The organism is Planosporangium thailandense, from assembly GCF_011947195.1.
Taxonomy (GTDB): domain Bacteria; phylum Actinomycetota; class Actinomycetes; order Mycobacteriales; family Micromonosporaceae; genus Planosporangium; species Planosporangium thailandense.
Genome location: NZ_JAATVY010000005.1, coordinates 246,966 through 267,156, shown reverse-complemented (window position 1 = coordinate 267,156; position 20,191 = coordinate 246,966). Strand labels below are relative to the sequence as shown.

The 20,191-nt window shown below is 71.7% G+C and carries 14 protein-coding genes; 3 read left to right on the top strand and 11 right to left on the bottom strand.

What is annotated here, in order from left to right:
* Positions 1 to 50: 50 nt before the first annotated feature.
* On the bottom strand, positions 51 to 1,334 hold the full coding sequence (gene eno / locus HC031_RS11045; RefSeq protein ID WP_167925125.1) for a phosphopyruvate hydratase: 1,284 nt from the start codon (positions 1,332 to 1,334) through the stop codon (positions 51 to 53).
* 219 nt (positions 1,335 to 1,553) lie between these two features.
* Between eno and HC031_RS11040 the strand changes: the two genes are divergently transcribed.
* Positions 1,554 to 2,282 carry a hypothetical protein gene (locus tag HC031_RS11040; RefSeq protein ID WP_240942344.1) on the top strand — a complete coding sequence of 243 codons (729 nt, stop codon included), beginning with the start codon at positions 1,554 to 1,556 and terminating at the stop codon, positions 2,280 to 2,282.
* A gap of 3 nt (positions 2,283 to 2,285) precedes the next feature.
* Here HC031_RS11040 and HC031_RS11035 read toward each other — a convergent pair whose 3' ends face one another.
* Together HC031_RS11035 and pdxR are read right to left on the bottom strand one after the other, a co-directional pair.
* The gene (locus HC031_RS11035; RefSeq protein WP_167925124.1) at positions 2,286 to 3,893 is read right to left on the bottom strand and encodes a DUF885 domain-containing protein; all 1,608 of its coding nucleotides are present in this window, start codon (positions 3,891 to 3,893) and stop codon (positions 2,286 to 2,288) included.
* 37 nt (positions 3,894 to 3,930) lie between these two features.
* The gene (gene pdxR / locus HC031_RS11030; RefSeq protein WP_205862552.1) at positions 3,931 to 5,319 is read right to left on the bottom strand and encodes a MocR-like pyridoxine biosynthesis transcription factor PdxR; all 1,389 of its coding nucleotides are present in this window, start codon (positions 5,317 to 5,319) and stop codon (positions 3,931 to 3,933) included.
* A gap of 68 nt (positions 5,320 to 5,387) precedes the next feature.
* On the opposite strand from pdxR, the gene HC031_RS34340 reads away from it, so the two are divergent.
* Positions 5,388 to 6,314: an EamA family transporter gene (locus HC031_RS34340; RefSeq protein ID WP_167925123.1), complete on the top strand. Its 927-nt coding sequence runs from the start codon at positions 5,388 to 5,390 to the stop codon at positions 6,312 to 6,314.
* Here the strand turns inward: HC031_RS34340 and HC031_RS11020 are convergent.
* From HC031_RS11020 to HC031_RS11000, 5 genes are all read right to left on the bottom strand, one after another.
* Positions 6,242 to 7,213 (bottom strand): nucleoside triphosphate pyrophosphohydrolase, encoded by a 972-nt coding sequence (locus HC031_RS11020; protein WP_167925122.1) that lies wholly within the window; start codon positions 7,211 to 7,213, stop codon positions 6,242 to 6,244. The genes HC031_RS34340 and HC031_RS11020 overlap by 73 nt on opposite strands.
* Before the next feature lie 9 nt (positions 7,214 to 7,222).
* Positions 7,223 to 7,972: a hypothetical protein gene (locus tag HC031_RS11015; RefSeq protein WP_167925121.1), complete on the bottom strand. Its 750-nt coding sequence runs from the start codon at positions 7,970 to 7,972 to the stop codon at positions 7,223 to 7,225.
* 99 nt (positions 7,973 to 8,071) lie between these two features.
* Complete coding sequence (gene mfd / locus HC031_RS11010) at positions 8,072 to 11,719, bottom strand: transcription-repair coupling factor (RefSeq protein ID WP_167925120.1); 3,648 nt, start codon at positions 11,717 to 11,719, stop codon at positions 8,072 to 8,074.
* A 117-nt stretch (positions 11,720 to 11,836) separates the two neighbouring features.
* Positions 11,837 to 12,211 (bottom strand): VOC family protein, encoded by a 375-nt coding sequence (locus tag HC031_RS11005; protein WP_167925119.1) that lies wholly within the window; start codon positions 12,209 to 12,211, stop codon positions 11,837 to 11,839.
* 100 nt (positions 12,212 to 12,311) lie between these two features.
* Complete coding sequence (locus HC031_RS11000) at positions 12,312 to 13,529, bottom strand: EAL domain-containing protein (RefSeq protein WP_167925118.1); 1,218 nt, start codon at positions 13,527 to 13,529, stop codon at positions 12,312 to 12,314.
* A gap of 248 nt (positions 13,530 to 13,777) precedes the next feature.
* Between HC031_RS11000 and HC031_RS10995 the strand changes: the two genes are divergently transcribed.
* On the top strand, positions 13,778 to 14,602 hold the full coding sequence (locus HC031_RS10995) for a formate/nitrite transporter family protein (protein WP_167925117.1): 825 nt from the start codon (positions 13,778 to 13,780) through the stop codon (positions 14,600 to 14,602).
* Positions 14,603 to 14,617: 15 nt separating this feature from the next.
* Here the strand turns inward: HC031_RS10995 and HC031_RS10990 are convergent, their stop codons facing one another.
* From HC031_RS10990 to HC031_RS10980, 3 genes are all read right to left on the bottom strand, one after another.
* Entirely contained in the window at positions 14,618 to 15,043 is a 426-nt protein-coding gene (locus tag HC031_RS10990; protein WP_167925116.1) for a YciI family protein, read from the bottom strand.
* Positions 15,044 to 15,205: 162 nt separating this feature from the next.
* Positions 15,206 to 16,003 carry a hypothetical protein gene (locus HC031_RS10985; protein ID WP_167925115.1) on the bottom strand — a complete coding sequence of 266 codons (798 nt, stop codon included), beginning with the start codon at positions 16,001 to 16,003 and terminating at the stop codon, positions 15,206 to 15,208.
* Between the two features lie 65 nt (positions 16,004 to 16,068).
* On the bottom strand, positions 16,069 to 20,115 hold the full coding sequence (locus HC031_RS10980) for a polymorphic toxin-type HINT domain-containing protein (protein WP_167925114.1): 4,047 nt from the start codon (positions 20,113 to 20,115) through the stop codon (positions 16,069 to 16,071).
* Between the last annotated feature and the right edge of the window lie 76 nt (positions 20,116 to 20,191).

Below are 20,191 nucleotides of genomic sequence, written 5' to 3'. Positions count from 1 at the left end.
ACGCGTGGCGGGCCTATAGCCCCGCCACGTGTCCAAGATCGGCGGAGAAATCAACCCTGACGATACCGCGGGAAGGCGCCGCGACCGGCGTACCGGGCCGCGTCGTCGAGCTCGTCCTCGATGCGCAGCAGCTGGTTGTACTTGGCGACCCGCTCGGACCGGGCCGGCGCACCGGTCTTGATCTGCCCCGAGCCGACCGCGACGGCCAGGTCCGCGATCGTGGTGTCCTCGGTCTCGCCCGACCGGTGGCTCATCATCGTGTGGTAGCCCCTGCGGTGGGCCAGCTCGACCGCGTCGAACGTCTCCGTCAGCGAACCGATCTGGTTGACCTTGACCAGGACCGCGTTGGCCGCGCCCTCGGCGATACCGCGGGCGATGCGCTGCGGGTTGGTCACGAACAGGTCGTCACCGACGAGCTGGATGCGCCGACCCAGCTCACCCGTCATCGCGGTCCAGCCGGCCCAGTCCTCCTCCGCGAGGGGGTCCTCGATCGACACGATCGGGTAGGAGTCGACGAGCTTCGCGTAGTAGGCGACCATCTCGTCCGCCGACTTGGACGCGCCTTCGAACACGTACCCGCCGTCCTTGTAGAACTCCGTCGCGGCGACGTCGAGCGCGAGCACGATGTCCTCGCCGAGCGTGTACCCGGCGGCCGAGACCGCCTCGGCGATCAGGTCCAGCGCGGCGGCGTTCGCCGGCAGGCTGGGCGCGAAGCCGCCCTCGTCACCGAGCCCGGTCGACAGGCCCTTCTTCTTCAGTACGGACTTGAGGGTGTGGTACACCTCGGCGCCGTACCGCAGCGCCTCCGCGAACGTGGACGCCCCGATCGGAGCGATCATGAACTCCTGGATGTCCACGTTCGAGTCGGCGTGGGCACCCCCGTTGAGGATGTTCATCATCGGCACCGGCAGCAGGTGCGCGTTGGGGCCGCCCAGGTAACGGAACAGGCTGAGCTCGGCCGAGGTGGCGGCGGCCTTGGCCACGGCCAGCGAGACGCCGAGGATCGCGTTGGCACCCAGGTTGGACTTGTCCGGCGTGCCGTCCAGCTCGAGCATGCGCTGGTCGATCGCGCGCTGCTCGCTCGCCTCGTACCCGACCAGCTCGGGTGCGATCCGTTCGGTGATGTTTTCGACCGCGCGCTGGACACCCTTGCCGCCGTAGCGCTTGGGGTCGCCGTCGCGCAGCTCCAGAGCCTCGAAAGCGCCGGTGGAGGCGCCGGACGGCACGGCTGCCCGTGCGATCGTGCCGTCGTCGAGCCCGATCTCGACCTCGACCGTCGGGTTACCCCGCGAGTCGAGGATCTCGCGGGCGACGATTCCCTCGATGGTGGCCACTGCTTGCGCTCCTTCGCCTTATCGAGAACGCCAGAGCCGCGCCGATGCGGCACATGTACACCGGCAGCCTATCGACGCTCCCGCGAGCTGGCTCACGCGCCTCGGTGATCTCAACCGATGTGCCGCCGGTCACACTTTCCCGCCCGGTCGACGCCAAACCGCACCGGCGAACAGGAAGGGGTTTGCGTTTACTCGACGTTAAGGGCGAGGCTATGGCGCATGCGTCACGCGCGTCCCCGGTCCACCGCCCGCCACCACCGCCGACGCGCCGTGGCCGCGCTGCTCGCGACGGCGCTCGGCGGGCTGACGGGATGCGCCTCGATCGGCGACGCGCAGCAGGTGATCGACCGCGCCCATCTGGTCAACGAACTGGCGAGCCGGCTCGACCACGCCAGCGAGCTCAGTTACACCGCCGACTACCAGTTGCCCGGCGGGGGGCAGGCCACGATCGTCCAGGCGCAGTCCCCCATGCGGACGGCCTACATCTACCCCGCCGGCAAGTACGCGACGACGCGCGAGGCGACCATGGACTGCCAGACCGCCGGCGGTACGACCACGTGCACCCTGACCGCGCCGCCGCCCGGCGGCTCGGACGCCACGACGACGCTGGTGAACGTGCTGCGCAACCGGGGCATGGTGCCGCCCACCCTCGTCGTCAACCTCCTCACCGCCGCGTCGCTGTCGTCGAACACCGTGATCAAGCAGCACGACACCACGCTCGCCGGTGAGCACGCGACCTGCGTCGAGGTCTCCGGGGTGGAGAACGCGCCCGCCTCTGCGTTCGACGCCTGCATCACGTCGGACGGCGTACTCGGCTCGTTCAACGGCGTCGTCGACGGCGCGTCCGTGGACATCTCGCTCACCCGCTACGCCACGACGATCGCCGACGACGCGTTCACCCCGCCGGCCGGCGCCCAGATCGTCGACCAGCGCACGAAGCGCTCGTAGCGTTCAGCCCAGCAGCGCGCGTACGTGGCGGGGCGCCGGCGAGCCGTGGGCCAGCATCCGGTCGTGCCAGTCCCGTACGGAGACGCCGGCCGGACGCTCCTTCGCGATCGCCGAGACCTCGGTGTACCCCACGAAGTAGGTCGACAGCTGGGTCGAGGTGAGCAGCGCCCGACGCCACTTGCCGGCCGCCTCGCCCTCCTCCTGGAAGCCCTCGTCGCGCATCATCGCCATCGCGTCGGCCTCGGTCATCCCCTCGCAGTGCACGAGCTGGTCGAGGATCGCGTTGATGCTCATGCGCAGCTGCATCTTGAGCTGCTGGGCCCGTACCGGCGCGCCACCGAACCCGCAGGAGACCATGAGCTCCTCGGCGTACACCGCCCAGCCCTCCACGAACGGGCCGGAAAAGCCCAGCGCGCGGGCCCGTGTCGAGCCGCGGAACCGGCGCGAGTGGGCGAGCTGGAGGAAGTGCCCCGGCATCGCCTCGTGCACGCTCAGATTGCGGATCATGTGGTTGTTGTACTCGCGGTAGAACGACTCCACCCGCTCGGCGGACCAGTTGGCCGGCGTCGGCGCGATGCAGTAGAACGTCGGCAGGTCGCCGGTCTCCAGCGGACCGGGCGGGTCGCAGTACGCGACGGCGATGCCGCGGGCGAACTCGGGCATCTCCATGATCAGACACGGATCGTCGATGAGGGTGACCAGCTCGTGCCGGCCGACGAACTCCGTCGCCTCCCCCAGCGTCACCTTCGCCAGATCCACGATCGTGGTGTTGTCGGGGTGCTCGGCGGCGAGCTGATCGAGCGCGACCCGGATGTCACTCCCGCCGGTGATCTCGGCTGCCAGCTCGCGCAGCTCCCCGGTGACCCGCTCGACGTTGGCCCGCGCCCGCGAGAGGATCTCCGCGGCCGACAGCTCCGTGTCGAGCGCGTGCCACAGCCGCGCCTCCCACAGCCGCCGGCCCAGCCGCGGATCCCGGCCGCCGTCGCCGGCCTCGGCGGCCCGGTCGCACAGCCAGGTGACGAACTCGCCGAGCGCCGCGATCGCGCGCTGCCGCAGCGGTTCGATCGTGCCGGTGAGCGCCGGCGCCTCGGCCATCAGGGCGGGCAGCTCGTCGCGGACCAGCGCCGCCGTGCCGGAGAACTGGCCGACGGCGGTCTCGAGGTGGATGCGCGGGCAGTCGGTGAGCACCGAGCGGGCCGTCGCGAGCGCGTCCGGGATCGCCGACAGCCGGGACGCGATCGACATCAGCCGCTGCTCGGCCGGCGCGAACGGCCGGGCGATCAGCCCGTACAGCAGGGAGCCCGGGTTGTGCGCGAGCGGGTTCCACTCGTGCTCGCGTACCTCGGTCAGCTCGAACAGCGACCGCTCGACCCGCGCCAGCAGCACCGCGTGGTCCACCTGGTCCTCGGGTTCGAGCGTGTCGACGTCGACCTGCGACAGCGCCGACGAGGCGTCCCGCAGCATCGCGACGTCACCGGCGACAGCCTCCGGCGAGTAGTCGGGCAGCCGGTCGTCGAAGCGGTGGTCGCCGGCGAACGCGGCCAGCGCGGGGCTGGTTTCGAGGACGGCATCGACGATGAGTTCGGCAAGCGGCACGAAGTCCTGCGGCATGCGAGCAACCTACCCGCGGGGCCGGACCGGCGACCACCTAGCGCCCCGGTTCACGCTCGACCAGTCGCGCCAGGACCCGTACCGCCCGGTCCAGCTCCTGTGGAGTGTGCGCGGCGTACCCGAGCACCAGGCCCGGTCGGCCGCCCCCGCGCAGCCGCAGTCGCGACAGCGCGGTCGGACCCAGCCCCGCGTCGCGCGCCCGCTCGGCGACCGCGACGTCGTCCACGCCGGCCGGTAGCTCCACGACCAGATGAAGTCCGGCCGCCACCCCGGAGATCCGGGCCTGCGGCAGGTCCCGGCGCAGCGCGGCCACGAGGGCGTCGCGACGCTGCCGGTGGGACCGGCGCGCCCGCCGCAGATGCCGGTCGTACCCGCCGGAGGCCAGCAGTTCGGCGAAGGCGAGCTGGTCGAGGACCGGCCCGCCGAGGTCGGCTGCGAACTTCGCCGCGGTGACGGCGTCGCGGAACGCCGGGGGCACGGCCAGCCAGCCGATCCGCAGGGCGGGAGCGAGCGCCTTGCTGACCGACCCGACGAGCGCGACCACGTCCGGGGCCAGCCCCTGCAGACAGCCCACCGGGTCGCGGTCGTACCGGAACTCGGCGTCGTAGTCGTCCTCCACGACGAGCCCGCCCGTGTGCCGCGCCCACGCCACGAGCGCCGCGCGCCGGTCGGGCGCCAGCACGACCCCGGTCGGGAACTGGTGAGCCGGCGTGACGAGCACCGCCGTGGCACGCGACCGGGCCAGCGCGGCGACGTCCAGCCCACCAGGATCGACGGGTACGGGTACCGGCCGCAGCCCGTGGCTCACCAGCAGGTCACGGGCTGACGCGGGGCCCGGGTCCTCCACCGCGACCCGCGTCGCCCCGGCCGCCCGCAACACGCTGGCGAGCAGGGTGACAGCCTGCGCCGCCCCGGTCGTCACGCAGAGCCCGGCCGGGTCGACCTGCGCGGCCCGTACCCGGCCCAGGTAGGCGGCCAGCGCACGGCGCAGCCGGGACGATCCGGCCGGGTCGCCGTAGTCGAGATCGGCGTCCAGCGCGCCGGCCAGCGCCCGCTCGTACGCCCGCCGCCACACCGCGCGCGGGAACATGCCGAGATCGGGTACGCCCGGACGCAGCGGCGCGACGGCGGGGCGACCGCCGTCGCGCCCCTGCGGTTCGGTGACGGCCGGCGCGACCGCGCTCGCCACGACGGTGCCTGAGCCGCGCCGGCCCACCAGCCAGCCTTCCGCGACGAGCTGCTCGTACGCGCCGACCACGACGCCCCGCGACAGGCCCAGGTCGGCTGCCAGGTCACGGGTGGACGGCAGCCGCGTTCCGGGCGTCAGCCGTCCCGCCGAGATGGCCGCCCGCAGCGCGCACGTCACCTGCTCGCCGAGGCGCGGTCGCGTCCGGTCGAGGTCGACGATGGCTTCCCAGCCCGGCAATTGGTCCTCCGAATCGGCCGGTGATTGGCACTGTAGCCAGTACCAATCATCGGCCTACCGTCGCATCCGTGAGACGTCCCCATGCTTCCGGCGCCGCTGCCTGCGTGACGGCGATGACCATTCTGGGCGGATCGGTGGCGGTCAGCCGGTCCCTGCTCGACTACCCGGTGCTCACCGGACAGGCCCTCCGGTACGCGGTGGCAGCCGTCGTTCTCGCCGTACTGGTCAGGCCGGGCGCGAGGCCGGACCGGCGGGATGTGGCCCGGCTGGCGGCCCTGGCGGCGACCGGGCTCGTCGGGTTCAACCTGTGTCTGCTCGACGCGCTGCGCCACGCGGACGCGGCGGTCGTCGGCACGATCGTCGGCTGCTCGCCGCTGGTACTCACGGTGGCCGGCCCGCTGAGCCGCCGGGAGCGGATCTCCCGCCGGCTGGTCGTCGCGTCCTCGGTCGTGGTGGTCGGAGCCGCGCTGGTCGAGGGCGCCGGCCAGGCCACCGGGCGCGGCCTGCTGTCCGCGGTCGGGACACTGGCCGGGGAGGCCCTGTTCTCCCTGCTGGCCGCGCCGGTGCTGCCACGACTCGGCGCGGTGCGGGTGTCGGCGTGGACCTGCGCCCTGGCCGTACCGATGCTCGCGGGCGCGGCCGTCGTGGCCCGTGAGCACCCGCGCCTGCCGACCTCGACGGAGCTGGCGGCGCTGGGCTACCTGGCGTTGGTCCTCACCGTCGGCGCGTTCCTGCTCTGGTACGCGGGCCTGCGGCGCCTGGGCGTCGCCAGGGCCGGGTTGTTCGCGGGTGTGCTCCCGGTGGCGAGCCTGGCCGCGCAGGCGCTGCTGGACCGGCGGTCGCCCGCGCCGGGGCAGGCGTTCGGCGTGCTCGTCGTCGCCGTCGGCCTCACCATCTCCATGATCCTGAAGGATCCGGGGCGCTATGACCCCGCGGATCCTTCAGGATCGTCGGAGGCGGTCGGGGCTTCGGCGCGCCGGACCGCGTCGGCGTAGTCGAGCGCAGCCTGCCGCAGCGCACCCTCCGGGTCGAGCCCCTGCTCCCGGGCCCGCGCGACCGCCGCGAGCAGCCGCGCGCCGAGGTCGTCGGTGGCGGGCAGCGGCACGTCCACACCGGCACGCTGAGCGCGGCCGAGCACCTTGGCCGCGAGCGAAAGCGCCGGCTGCACGAGCGCGATGCCGTCCATCGCCGACCCCCGCGCCTTCTCCTCCTGCTTGATCCGCTCCCAGTTCTCGGTGATCTCGTCGATGCTGTGCACCGCGGTGTCGGCGAACACGTGTGGATTGCGCCGGATCAGCTTGTCGACCAGCCCGCCGGCGACGTCGTCGATCGTGAACGGCTCCTCGGCGTCCTCGCCGAGCCGGGCGTGCAGGATCACCTGGAGCAGCACGTCCCCCAGCTCCTCGCGGAGGTGCCCGGGGTCGCCGGCGAGGATCGCGTCGTACGCCTCGTACGCCTCCTCCAGCAGGTACGGCGCGAGGCTGGCGTGGGTCTGCGCCCGCTTCCACGGGTCGCCGCCGGGTGACAGCAGCCGGTCCATCACCGCCACGGCGTCGAGCAGCCGGGCCCCCGGCGGATCCCAGGAGCCGTACATCAGCTCCAGCTCCGCCAGGCCCGGCTCGCGCGCCAGCCGCATCCCCAGCTCGCGGGCGAGATGCTGGTCGCCGGTCGGCCCCGCCAGCCACACCACGTCCGGCGCGGCGGCCGCGAGCACCTCGTCAGCCGCGGCCGGCACGATCCGTACGTCCACCCCGGCCGCCCGCAGCGCCTCGGTCTGCTCGCTCTCGGCGCCGGCCAGCACCGGGAGGCTACGGACGGCGTCCCAGGCGGCGGCGGTCAGCAGGCCGGCCGGCAGCCGGGGCGAGGTGACCAGCAGGACGATCCGGCCCGCCATGACTACCCGTCAGCCGTTGGCCTGAGCCTGGGTCTGCGGCTGCGCCGGCGCGGGCACCACCGGCTGCTGGCCGGCGCCGGCCTTGAGCGGCAGGACGATCAACGGAGCACCCTGGTTGCTCAGCAGGGCCAGCTCCGCCGGGCCGTACTTGGGGTTGAGCGACACGGGGGCCGCCTTGACCGCGTCGGCGTAAAGCTTGCGGGCGCCGAGGACGGCCTGGATCGTCTGCTCGTTCTGCTGGCCGACGGTCTTGGTGTAGGTCGCCTCGTCCACGTTCGGCGGCACCTGTCCGGCCGCCTTGGCCCGCTGGTACAGGTCGGCGTAGTCGGCGGCGGTCGCGTGCTGCGGAGTGATGTGCTCCTGCACCGCGCCCTGGTAGGCCTCCAGCTGCGCGTAGAGCTTGATGAGCGGCCGCACCGACTCGGTGTTGACCTGGCCACCCGCCTGCTGCAGGCCGTTTTCGATGGTGGCGGTCGCGGTCTTCTCGTCGACCGCCGGCTGCTGCCACCGGTTGTCGGCCACCAGCCGCTTGCTCAGATCGCGCAGGATCAGCCACTGCGCGATGGTCTGGCGGCTGTCGCCCGTGCTGAAGCTCGGCATCTTGCGCAGCTGGTCGGCGAGGTCGTCAACGTACTTCTGGCTGTACGACGTCGAGCCGATGTAGACCGCGGTGCCCGGCTGCGAACGGCAACCGGTGAGCGCGAACGTTCCGACGACAGGGAGAACGGCGAGAAGCGCCAGACGACGAGCACGTTGCATGGCCCACACTCTCTCACGACCGCGATCGCTACTTTCACCCAACTCCCCATGATCGCGGAAACGTTTCCGTGCCGGGACACGGAAACGTTTCCGCGATCATCAGACGAGAGCCGGCTCGCCGAGGACGGTCTTGAGCAGCTCAGCCGCCCAGTCCAGCAGCGCCGTGTCGCGCAGCGGCTCCCCGCCGATCCGCTTGGTCATCGGCCTGGGCAGCGACACGGTGTCGACGGCCGCCTTGTACACCGCGTCCGGGTAGAACCGCTTGAGCCGCAACTGCTTGGAGTCGGGCAGGCTGAGCGGCCCGAACCGGATGTGCTTGCCCTGAACCGACACGTCGGTCAGCCCGTAGGAGCGCATCAGCAGCCGGAACCGGGCCACCGCGATCAGGTTGGCGACCTGGGCCGGCGGCTCGCCGTACCGGTCGCGCATCTCGGCGACGGTCTCGTCGAGCGCCGCCGCGTCCCGGACGCCGGCGAGCTTGCGGTACATCTCCAGGCGCAGCCGCTCCACGCCGATGTAGTCGTGCGGCAGGTGCGCGTCGACCGGCAGGTCGACCTTGACCTCGGCCTCTTCCTCCGGCCGCTCGCCCTTGAAGGCCTGCACCGCCTCGCCGACCATCCGCACGTACAGGTCGAAGCCGACCCCTTCGATGTGGCCGGACTGCTCGCCGCCGAGCAGGTTGCCCGCACCCCGGATCTCGAGGTCCTTCATCGCCACGTACATGCCCGCGCCGAGCTCGGTGTGCTGGGCGATGGTCGCCAGCCGCTCGTGGGCGTGCTCGGTCAGCGGCTTCTCCGGCGGGTACAGGAAGTAGGCGTACGCCCGCTCCCGCCCGCGGCCGACCCGGCCCCGGATCTGGTGCAGTTGGGCCAGGCCGAGCAAGTCGGCGCGCTCCACGATGAGGGTGTTGGCGTTGGGGATGTCGATGCCGCTCTCCACGATCGTGGTGGAGACGAGCACGTCGTACTCCTTCTCCCAGAAGCCCACCATGATCTTTTCGAGGGCTTCCTCGCCCATCTGGCCGTGGGCCACCGCGATCCGCGCCTCGGGTACGAGCTCGCGCAGCCGCCGCGCGGCCCGCTCGATCGACTCGACCCGGTTGTGCAGGTAGAAGACCTGGCCGTCACGCAGCAGCTCACGGTGGATGGAGGCGGCGACCTGCTTGTCGTCGTACGCCCCGACGTAGGTCAGGACCGGGTGGCGCTCCTCCGGCGGGGTCGCGATCGTCGACATCTCCCGGATGCCGGTGATCGCCATCTCCAGGGTGCGCGGGATCGGCGTGGCCGACATGGCCAGCACGTCGACCGATGCCCGCAGCGTCTTGAGGTGCTCCTTGTGCTCCACGCCGAAGCGCTGCTCCTCGTCCACGATGATCAGACCCAGGTTCTTGAACCGGGTGGAGCTCTGCAGCAGCCGGTGCGTGCCGATGACGATGTCGGTCGTACCGTCGGCCATCCGGGCGAGCGTCTCCTCGGCCTCCTTGGGGGTCACGAACCGCGACAGCTGCCGGATCTCGACCGGGAACTGCGCCATCCGCTCCGAGAACGTGTTGTAGTGCTGCTGCGCCAGCAGAGTGGTCGGCACGAGGACCGCCACCTGCTTGCCGTCCTGTACCGCCTTGAACGCCGCCCGTACGGCGATCTCGGTCTTGCCGTACCCGACGTCGCCGCAGATCAGCCGGTCCATCGGCACCGACTTCTCCATGTCGCCCTTGACCTCCTCGATCGCGGCGAGCTGGTCGGGGGTCTCGGTGTACGGGAAGGCGTCCTCCAGCTCGCGCTGCCAGGGCGAGTCCGGGCCGAAGGCGTGGCCCTTCGAGTTCTGCCGTACGGCGTAGAGCTGGATGAGCTGCGCGGCGATCTCCTTGACCGCCTTGCGGGCCCGCGCCTTGGACTTCTGCCAGTCGGCGCCGCCCATCTTGTGCAGCGTCGGCGTCTCGCCACCGACGTACCGGGAGAGCTGGTCGAGCTGGTCGGTCGGCACGAACAGCCGGTCGCCGGGCTGGTTGCGCTTGCTCGGCGCGTACTCGATGACCAGGTACTCCCGGTCGGCGCCGTTGACGGTGCGCTGGACCATCTCGATGTACCGCCCGATGCCGTGCTGCTCGTGCACGACGTAGTCGCCGGGGCGCAGCTCGAGGGGGTCGATCTGGTTGCGCCGGCGGCTGGGCATCTTGCGCATGTCCCTGGTGGACGCGCCCCGGCCGCCGGAGATGTCCGTGCCGGTGACGATGACCAGGCGTCCGGCCTCGTCGAGGAAGCCGTTGCCCAGCGAACCGGTGGTGACGGTGACGCCGCCGTCGGCGGGCTCGGTGACGAGCATGTCGGTGGGTGTCACCCCGAGGCCGCCGTCGCGCAGCACCTCCACCGCGCGCTGGGCGGGGCCGGAACCCTCGAAGACGAGCACCACCCGCAGCCCGTCGGTGACCCACCGCTTGAGGTCGTCGACGACGCGGCCGGTCTCGCCGTGGTAGAGCGGCACCGGCTGGGCCGACACCGTGATCTTGGCGGCGTCGTCGGCGACGTCGACGGAACCGGACGTCTCCCCCTCCTCCCAGGGCAGCGGCTCCGCGGCCGGGGTGGGCTCGGCCACGCCGAACGGCGAGATCGACCACCACGCCTGGCCGGCCGCTGCCGCCGCCGCCCGCACGTCGGCGAGGGTGCGGAACGCGGCGGCGCCCAGGTCGATCGGGGCGTGGCCGCCGACCGCCGCCGCGGCCCAGCTCGCCTGGAGGAACTCCTCGCTGGTCCGGACGAGGTCGTGGGCCCGGGTGCGGATGCGCTCCGGGTCGCACAGCACGACGTGGGTGCGGGCCGGCATGGTGTGCAGCAGCAGCTCCATCGAGTCGCTGCCGTCGAGCAACGCGGGTCCGAGCGACTCCATGCCCTCCACCGGGATCCCCTCGGCCAGCTTGTCGAGGATCTCGGCCAGCTCGGGGTGCTTCTCCGCCAACTGCCGGGCTCTTTCGCGGACTTCAGGGGTAAGCAGCAGCTCGCGGCACGGCGGCGCCCACAATCGGTCGGCGGTGGCCAGGGTGCGCTGGTCGGCGACGGCGAACGTGCGGATCTCCTCGACCTCGTCGCCCCAGAACTCCACCCGCACCGGGTGCTCCTCGGTCGGCGGGAACACGTCGAGGATGCCGCCGCGTACGGCGAACTCGCCCCGCTTCGTGACCAGGTCGACCCGCGCGTACGCGATCTCGGACAGCCGCCGGGCCACCTCGTCGAGGTCGGCGGCGCCACCGGGGCGCAGCTCCACCGGCTCCAGGTCGCCCAGGCCCTTGAGCTGCGGCTGGAGCACGCTGCGGACGGGCGCGACGACGACGCGCACCGGCCCGCGGGTCGGGTCGGCGGGGTCCGGGTGGGCCAGCCGCCGCAGCACGGCGAGGCGCCGGCCGACGGTGTCCGAGCGCGGTGACAACCGCTCGTGCGGCAGCGTCTCCCAGGACGGGTAGACCGCGATCTCATCGGCGGGCAGCAGGCAGCCGAGGGCGGCGGCGAGGTCTTCGGCCTCCCGGCTGGTCGCGGTGACGGCGAGGACCGGCCGGCCGGCGCCGACCGCACCGTCTGCCGCCGCGGCGCCGTCGGGGCCGCCGTCGGCGGCGATAGCGGCGATCACGAACGGCCGCAGCGCCGCGGGTGCGGTGACCTCGACAGGGAGGTCGACGTGGCCGGCGCGCGCCAGGTCACGGGCGCGGGTGAGCGCGGGATCGTCGAGTGCGGCGCGGAGCAGGCCGGACAGCTTCATGGCAAACCTTCGGGTGGAGTACGCACGACGAAAACCCCGCAACCTGCGCGAGGGTGGGGGTGATGACGTCCAGCGTAACCCCGAAGGCCGACGCCGAGCCGCCGGCGGCGGCTGCGGTCAGCTGACCTGCCGCTCCTGGACCAACGCGATGCTGTGCCCGTCGGGGTCGCGGAGCATCGCCATCCGTACCTCCTGCAGTCCGGAGCGGCGCACGAGGTACGGATCCTGCTCGAACTCCAGGCCGATCCGCGACAGCCGGACGTACTCGGCGTCGAGGTCATCGACCGGGAAGTAGATGAGAGCCTTGGTCGCCTGCGCGGGCGACTCGGGTTTCCCGAGGCACAGCCGCACGTTTCCGCTCTGGAAATAGGCCACCGGCTGGTCGGGGACCTTGAAGAGGAACGGCACGCCCAGAATGTCGCGGTAGAACCCGATCGAACTGTAGATGTTCCGCACAGCGATGTAGATCTGGGTCAATGGACCGACCGCCACGGCTCCCCCTGTCCCCTACCGCGATGAGCAGGTGCCCTCGGACCTCGCGGGTACCCGCGCCTCCATACTGTCCGAACCGCTCAGCGGCGGGCCACCTGCCTCAGGCGGCGGCGGGATGATCGGCGCCCGGCTCATCGCCCGCGACGGGCGACCACGGCCGGAGCTGTTCCGGACTGCCGGGACGGCCGAAGTGCCAACCCTGACCGCAGTCCACCCCCAGGGCCAGCAACGCGGCTGCGTCCTCGGCGGTCTCGACCCCCTCGGCGACGACCCGCGCCTGGCAGCCGTGCGCGAACTCCACCATCGAACGGACCAGGACCGTGAGGACGGGGTCGGCGTTGACCCCGGTGACGAGGCTGCTGTCCAGCTTGATCACTTCCGGGGCGGTGAGGACGATGTGGCGAAGGGACGAGAAGCCGGCGCCCACGTCGTCGATCGCGAGGCGCATGCCGCGTGCGCGCAACGGTGCGAGAGCGGCGTGCAGCGCGTCGTAGTCCTCGACCGGATCGTGCTCGGAGAGTTCGAGCAGGATGCGCTCGACCGGGAGATGGCCGAGCAGATCCGTGCACGCGCGGGTGAGCAGGGTGGACGGGGACACGTTCATGGCGATGTAGCCGGAGACCCGCTTCAGGTGGTCTGCGGCCCGCTCCAGGGCGAGTACCTCCAGGCGGTGCCCCAGACCGACGCTGTGCGCCTCGGCGAAACAGACGTCCGGCGCCTTGTTCCAGGCCTCGGGGAAGCGGCTGAGCGCCTCCGCTCCTTTACGCATCCCGGTTGCGAGATCGACGATCGGCTGGAGCACCACCACCGGGCCGCCGGCCGCCACGACCGGGTTGAGCCGGTCGTGGATCTCCGACTCGCGGGCCCGGGTACGCACCTCGGGCTCAATGATCACCGAGGCAGCCTGCGCGAGGACCTCCATGAGCGCCCTGTCCCGCTGGCTGATCTCGTCATCGGAGGCGAGGCCCGCGGCGCAGAAGGTGCCGTACAGGGTGCCGTCGCTCAGGACCACCGGAACCGACGCGAATCTGCGCACGCCAAGCGCGACGGCGGGGAGCACTGCCGCCTCCGGAAACGCCCGGACGTCGGGCATGACCGCCGGTAGCCTGCCGTCGAGGACCGCGTGACAGAAGCTGGCTTCCCGGGGGTGGCCGTGGCCCTCCTCGAACGGCAGGGGTACCGACGACTCCATCACCTCGAGGTACTGCGTGGTCTCGTCCATCCGGGTCAGGAACGCGGCACTGACGCCGAGCGACTCCTTGGCGGTCAGCAGTAGGTTCGCGATCCGCTTCTCGGCTTCCGACCGCTGTCGTGCCACCCACGCCTCCCTTCGTCGCTGAATGCGCCGAGTCCGATCCGGTACCCGCCGCGCCGTCCGCGACGAGGCGGGGATACCACCGCACCCTCTATCGACCGGCCCTTACCCGATCTGAGCCATGACCGCCATGATCCTGCGAGGACCGGCCATGGTCTCCCGGCTCTCGCCCGGATGCCCGATCCGCACGTCCCCGCCCTAGGCCGACAACCACCGATTGCCGCCGACCGACCCCGGGTAAGTCCACCGACATGACCGTGAACGGCTCCGGACGCGTCGAGCCCGGCGAGGCCCGGGTGGAGGAATCGCTCGACCGGATCGTGGAGGAGGGCGAGCCACGGCTCCACCGGGGGTGGCTCGCGCTGTCCGCCACGGGGGCGCTCGGCGGCTTCGACGTCGCCACGGGTGTGCTGGCGCTACTCGCGGTGCTCGCCGCCACCCACAACCACCTGCTCGCCGGGGTCGCTTTCTCGATCGGGCTGATCGCGCTGCTGCTCGGCCACAGTGAACTGTTCACCGAGGGGTTTCTCATCCCGGTGACCACCGTCGCCGCCGGCAAGGCCCGCGTCGTCGACCTCGTACGGATGTGGTTCGTGGTGCTGGTGGCCAACCTCGTCGGCGGCTGGATCATCACCTGGCTGATCATGAAGGCGTTCCCGAGCCTGGGGTCGCAGGCGATCGAGGGTGGCCGACACTTCGTCGACCTCGGCATCAACCTGGAATCGTTCTGCCTGGCCGTCCTCGGGGGCAGCACGATCACCCTGATGACGCGGATGCAGCACGGAACCGAGTCGATGCCCGCGCGGATCGTCGCCGCGGTCGCCGCCGGGTTCCTGCTGGCCGGCCTGCAGCTCAACCACTCGATCCTGGACTCGCTGCTGATCTTCGCCGGGCTGCACACCGGCCACGCCCCGTACGGCTACCTCGACTGGCTGACCTGGGTCGGCTGGGCGATCCTGGGCAACATCGTCGGTGGCATCGGCCTGGTCACCCTGCTGCGACTGGTCCGCAGCCGCCGCCTCATCCAGGAAAAACGCGCGGAAGAGGCGGCGGCGACGGAAGAGGCCGTCGGGTGACGCCGACGGGTCCGGCTACCGGTTCTCGGCCGACTGCGCGCGCAGCCGCTCCTCGTTCTCCCTGAGTTCGGGGGTGAGCGCGGGGCCGAAGTCGTCGGGCTCGAAAACCGGCCGGATCTCGATCTCGGACTCCGCGCCGGTCGGGCTCGGGCAGCGCCGGGCCCACTCGATCGCCTCCTCCATCGACGCGACCTGCCACAGCCAGAAACCGGCGATCAGCTCCTTGGCCTCGGTGAACGGCCCGTCGATCACGGTCGTCCCGCCGTTCGAGAACCGGACCCGGGCCCCCTTCGAGCTCGGGTGCAGCCCCTCGCCGGCGAGCAGGACGCCGGACTTGACCAGCTCCTCGTTGTACCTGCCCATCGCGGTGAGCATCTCCTCGCTCGGCAGAACGCCCGCCTCGGTGTCCGCGCTGGCCTTGACCAGGACCATGACCCGCATCGCTGTCTCCTCGTCGTCGGTGGTTCACCCGGCCGGTGAACCGTGTCTCCACCAACGCGTCGAGCGGGGGACCGGCCGGATCGACACCGCGACCGGATTTTTTCCAAGATTTTTTCTGACGGTGCCGCCCCTCGCGGCACGCCACCCCGACGAGCCAGGGTCCTAACCGAATCTGAACGTCGTCCGGACAACCCCATCTTCGTCGGGGCAAGCGGCAAACAGGAGTCCGGCCAGGTCATCCTCCGGCCAGGAGAGAAGTACGGTACCCGGCCGCGGCACGCTCATCTTGTCCCGCAGATCGTTCTCGTCGTCGACCGTGGCCGTCACGAGCTTCGGCCCCTGCCCCGGGGCGAGCCAGCGCAGATTTCCGTACAGGGGCTCCCCGCCGATGAACGCTTCGACCTCGGCTTCGCTACTGACGCCGATCACGACGAAATGTGCGGGGGCGAAGGCGGCGAGAACCGACCGGGCGACGACTTCGCGTCGAGCGACGGCGAGGTCAGCCGCGCTCCGGACGTGGTACCACTGCTCTCCGCCAATGCCGGCAGCCCACTGGCTGAGCAGAGTCAGCGAACCGTACCTGTCCAGCAGGCGCTCCACCTCCATCCAGTAGTCGGTCGAGGCCGGCCGGTACGGCGAGGCGCCCATGTCGTCGTCCGCATACGGCGAAGCGGTCACGGGCTCGGCGTGGAAGGCTGTTGCCAAACCGGGCTGATCTGATGAGAACCCGAGGTAGACGGCCTCTTCCGAAACGTGGACATCGGTGTGGTCGGACTGGAGCTCACACCAGAAACAGGCGTCCTCGAGGAGGTCGCCGACGAGCCGGAGCAGATCGTCACCCTGGACAACCCGGCCATCGTGAAGCTTCGCCGGGTCCCAGGTGTCGCGCCGGCAACGCGCCTCGGGACTTCGGATGACGAACGGCTCTGTGGCGAGCGACGGGATCGCCTTCAACAACACAGAGACAACTTGTGCCGGTTCCGAACCGCTCTGACGGGCGATCCGGTACCAACGTCGATTCCGCATCAGTCGCCGATCTTCACGAGGCCGCGTACGGTGCCGTCGACGATGTCGAGATCGTAGGTACCCATACGCGTTTCCTTCTTCCAGAGGTCTTCGATCTTGTTCGCTCCCTTGAAGACTCCCCCATTGTGCTGGTCGGTCGGTAGATCGCGGCTGATGTACCGGGGCTGCCCGGAACCGGGCTTCTTGATTTCGTACACCTCGGATTTGCCGTAGTTTCCGCGAACTCTGGTGTAACCGAGGAACTTGGCCAGGTCTATCTGCTGTTCCTTGGTCAGCGGCGTCGTGCACCGGGCGTTGTGCACCAGCACCGGCGTACGCCCGGCCACCACATAGTAGGTGTGGACACCGGCGACCGTGAGGTTGTACATCGCCTCACCGCCGGTGAACGAGGTGGTCCCGACAACGGTGGGCCTGACCGTCTCCGACGCGTACAGACGATCGCCGTGTGTCAGGTCCTTCGCCTCGGTCCACACGTTGCGTCCGGCGTTCCAGAAGGGGTGCTCCTGGGTTGTGTGGATCGTCGAGATGCGACCCCTGTCGTCTCTGATCCTGACGTCGGCCAGATCGGTGTCCTGATGGCGGTGCAGCGCGATCACTTCACGGGCACCGGTGGACTTTTTGACCGGATCCGTGGCCCGAACCCGGTCATGGAGCTTGACGGCGCTGATGGGCTTGGTGCTGCCATCAGCCATCACGACCTCGGTGTGGCCGTCGAAGCTGTTCCCGCCCGCGCCGCACCGGACCTTGCCGTAGAGCTTCCACTCACGGGTGAGCTGCGCCGCCTTCTCCCCCATCCGGACCTGGAGCGTGGCATCCAGAATCGTTTCCGGGTCGCGTAGCGCGTCCGGATCGGAAGCACCGATGATGGCGGTAACGACGCTGAAGCAACCGGGTACGAGCATCAGGCAGGCGTTGAGACTCTCCTGGGCCTGGCGCTGCTGTTCGAAGATCCGGCGGTCTTCCGGGGTGACGACGGTGTAGCCGCACTGCTTCTGGCCGGCCTCCGCGTTCCAGGTGTAGCAGATGATCTCGCCGTCGTTCGCGGTCCGGTTGAGGTTGGGCAGGCTGGGATAGCAGGACGGGTCGGCGCCGTAGCCGGCCGGCCGGTCGCAGTGCTTGCCGTCGCTGGAGCCCGGGTTCTTCCGCCGAGCCTCCTCCTCCTGTTTGATCTTGTCGAGGGCGATGTCGTAGGCGGTCCGGTAGTCCTGCTGCGCCTCCTCGGCGCTCTTGTGGGCCGCCTCTGCATCCTCACGGGCCCGGTCGGCCGCGGCCCGCGCGTCACCGGCATGGTCCGCAGCCACGTACGCCGACCACCGGGCGTCGGCGGCCGACCGGTCGGCCTGCTGCGCATCGGCGTGAGCCGACGCGGCGGCGCTCCGGGCGGTCGCGGCGGACGCGGCAGCCCGGTCGGCCGATTGCTGGGCCCGCTTGGCCGACTCACCGGCCTGGCTGGCGTACCCGCTGGCCTGCCGGGCGGACTCGGCCGCCTGGTTGGCGTAGCGGGTGGCGTCGTCGCTGGCGCCGCGGGCGACGACAGCGGCCCGCGCGGCTTCGTAGGCGTTCTGCTGGGCGACCGCCGCGGTGCGCGCCGCTTCGGCCACGACCGCGCCCACCCGGGCCCGGTGCGTCGCGGCGAAGTAGTCGCGTTCCTGGGCGCGAGCGAGCCCGACGCGCAGGAAGCCGCGCAGGTACGACTCGGGTCCGGCCAGCGCGACCTTGGCGGCCGACGCGACCTCCGGGCCGGGCCCGGGCGTAGCCGACAGGATCTTCAGGATCTGAGCACGCTCGTCGTGGACCGCGGCGACGTACTGACCGTGGGCGAGAAACTCCTGCCGGTCCGCGTCGGTACCGTCCAGGGCTTTGGCGCCGGCGGCGTGGGTCGCGGAATCGGGGCCGGCGGCCTCCATCAACTGCAGGATCCTGGCCCGGTCGTCGTTGGCCTTGCCCGGGTAGGCGCGGGTCCTGAGGAACGCGCGGACCCCGGCGATGGGGCCGGCCAGCGCCTGCTCCGCAGCGGTTCGCAGCGCGGCGGGCTGGCCGTACTCGGCGAGGTACGCCACCCTCGTCCGGTCGTCCTGCTCCCCGGCCGCGGCCAGCCCGTCGGTGAGGAAATAGCGCATCTCCGTCTCGCCACCGATCAGGGCCTCCTCGGCTGCGCTGCTCGTGTACGGCCCGGCGGCGGTCAGCAGCCGCATCGCCGCCTGCCGGCCCTTGCTGAGCATCACGTCGGCGGGAGCCCCGGGTGCGGCGGCATCGGCCAGCAACTGCTGGGTCTCGGCGTCACGGTGGGCCTGCTCCTCGGCGTCCCACGTAGCCTGGTTGCGCTGTTCCTCCTCGGTGCGCAGCGCGGCCTCGGCCGCCGCGACCCCCTCGTCGGTCTGAAGCTGGAGCCGCTCCGTCTCGGCCGCGTCCGCGATCGCCGCCACCTTCTCGGCCTGGCTCGCGGCGGCGCTGGCGTCGTTCGCGGCCGCGATCGCGGCGTCGGCGTGTGCCTTGGCCTCCGCCGCCTTGTCGCGGGCCTGCCCCGCAGCGTCGGCCGCCTTGTTGGCGGCGACCGCGGCGGCCTCGGCGTGCGCCGCGGCGTCCTGGGCCGCCTGCGCGGCTTCCCGCGCGGCGGCTGCGGCCTTGTCGGCCAGTGCCTTGGCGGCGTTCGCCGCCCTCGTCGCGCGGGCCGCCGCCGCGTGGGCGGCCGCGGCGTTGCGCCGGGCCCGGTCGGCCTCCTCGCCGGCGGCCTGCGAGTAGCCGCCGGCCTCATCCGCGGCCTGGCCCGCCTTGTCGGCGTGGTCCGATGCCGACGCCGCCGCGAGCGCGGCCTGTCCCGCCGCGCTTCCGGCCTGGGACGCCTGCTGCGCGGCCTGCGCGGCGGCCTTCGCCACCTGCACGATCTTCAATGCGTCCGTGGCGGCCCTACGGGCGTCGTCGGCTCTGTTCTTGTCGAGCGTCGCGGCCGAGGCCTCCTGGTAGGCCCGCCTCGCGGCGTCCCCGGCCTGTACCGCCAGGCTGGCAGCGCGCGCCGCCGCCCCGGCCGCCGCGCGGGCCGCCGCATGCGCCTGGTTGGCCGCCCCGATCGCGACCTGCGCGGCGTTCGCGGCCTGGCTCGCGGCGTCCGCGGCCCGACCCGCCGCAGCGGCGGCCTTCGCCGCGGAGTCCTTCGCGGCCGCGGTCTCCGCGGCCGCCTGCTGCGCCGCCGCCTTGGCCCGTTCGGCCGCCGCGAGAGCCTGCGCGGCGGCCTCCTTCGCGGCCTCCGTCTCGGCGGCGGCCTGTTGGCCTGCGGCCTTGGCCTGGTCGGCCAGCTCGGTCACCGACGCCAGCGTCGCGTCCCGCGCGCGCCCGACCTCCGCACCGGTGGCCAGGAACTCGCGGATCGTCTCCGGCCCACCGTCAAGGGCCGCCTTCGCCATGTCCCTGGTGGCCGCCCCACCTGACTCCATGATGGACAGCACCTGTGCACGCTCGTCCTGCTCGCGCGCCTTGAACTGACCAGACGCCAGGAACTCGGCTATCGCGTCGTCCCCGGCGTCCAGAGCGGTCTTCGCTGCCCGCTGCACCGCGAACCCGCCCTCGTTGCTCACCAGCACCGCCCGCGCCCGCTCATCCTGGACCCACGCCTTGTCCCAGCCGGAACGGACGAAGTCCTCGCGGTCGGAGTCCGAGCCATCGAGTGCCTTGCTCGCGGCGGCCCGCACCCCGGGGCCACCGGCAGCCATCAGGCGCAGGACCTGAACGCGCAGGTCGTGACCGCGCAACGACTCCTGACCGGTGGTGAGGAACTGCCGGACGTCCTCGTCCGAACCCAGCAGCGCGGCCTTCGCGGCCTTCGCCGTAGCCGGACCGCCGAACCGCATCAGCCACCGGACGTCGGCGCGATCAGCCCGCAGGTCCGCCGGTGAGGGCGGCTCCGACGGGCCCGACGGCGGAGGCGTGTCCGCGTACGCGACCGCCGGAACGGACAGCGTCGTCATCGTGAGGATCGGCACCAGCGCGCCGGCGACCAGTCGGCGCAGGCGGTGACCGGGCGCGTGGCGCCCACGGATTCGGAGCAGCAACGTACATCCCCTCGTGAGAAACGGCGACAGACAGCCGTCCATGAACGCGCAGAAGCGATCCGTGCGGCGCGACCCC

What these genes read in the sequence shown, in the direction of transcription:
- HC031_RS11040 (WP_240942344.1), top strand. Translation starts at nt 1,554, where the DNA reads ATGCGTCACGCGCGTCCCCGGTCCACCGCCCGCCACCACCGCCGACGC.
- HC031_RS11035 (WP_167925124.1), bottom strand. Translation starts at nt 3,893, where the DNA reads ATGCCGCAGGACTTCGTGCCGCTTGCCGAACTCATCGTCGATGCCGTC.
- HC031_RS11020 (WP_167925122.1), bottom strand. Translation starts at nt 7,213, where the DNA reads ATGGCGGGCCGGATCGTCCTGCTGGTCACCTCGCCCCGGCTGCCGGCC.
- HC031_RS11015 (WP_167925121.1), bottom strand. Translation starts at nt 7,972, where the DNA reads ATGCAACGTGCTCGTCGTCTGGCGCTTCTCGCCGTTCTCCCTGTCGTC.
- mfd (WP_167925120.1), bottom strand. Translation starts at nt 11,719, where the DNA reads ATGAAGCTGTCCGGCCTGCTCCGCGCCGCACTCGACGATCCCGCGCTC.
- HC031_RS10995 (WP_167925117.1), top strand. Translation starts at nt 13,778, where the DNA reads ATGACCGTGAACGGCTCCGGACGCGTCGAGCCCGGCGAGGCCCGGGTG.
- HC031_RS10990 (WP_167925116.1), bottom strand. Translation starts at nt 15,043, where the DNA reads ATGCGGGTCATGGTCCTGGTCAAGGCCAGCGCGGACACCGAGGCGGGC.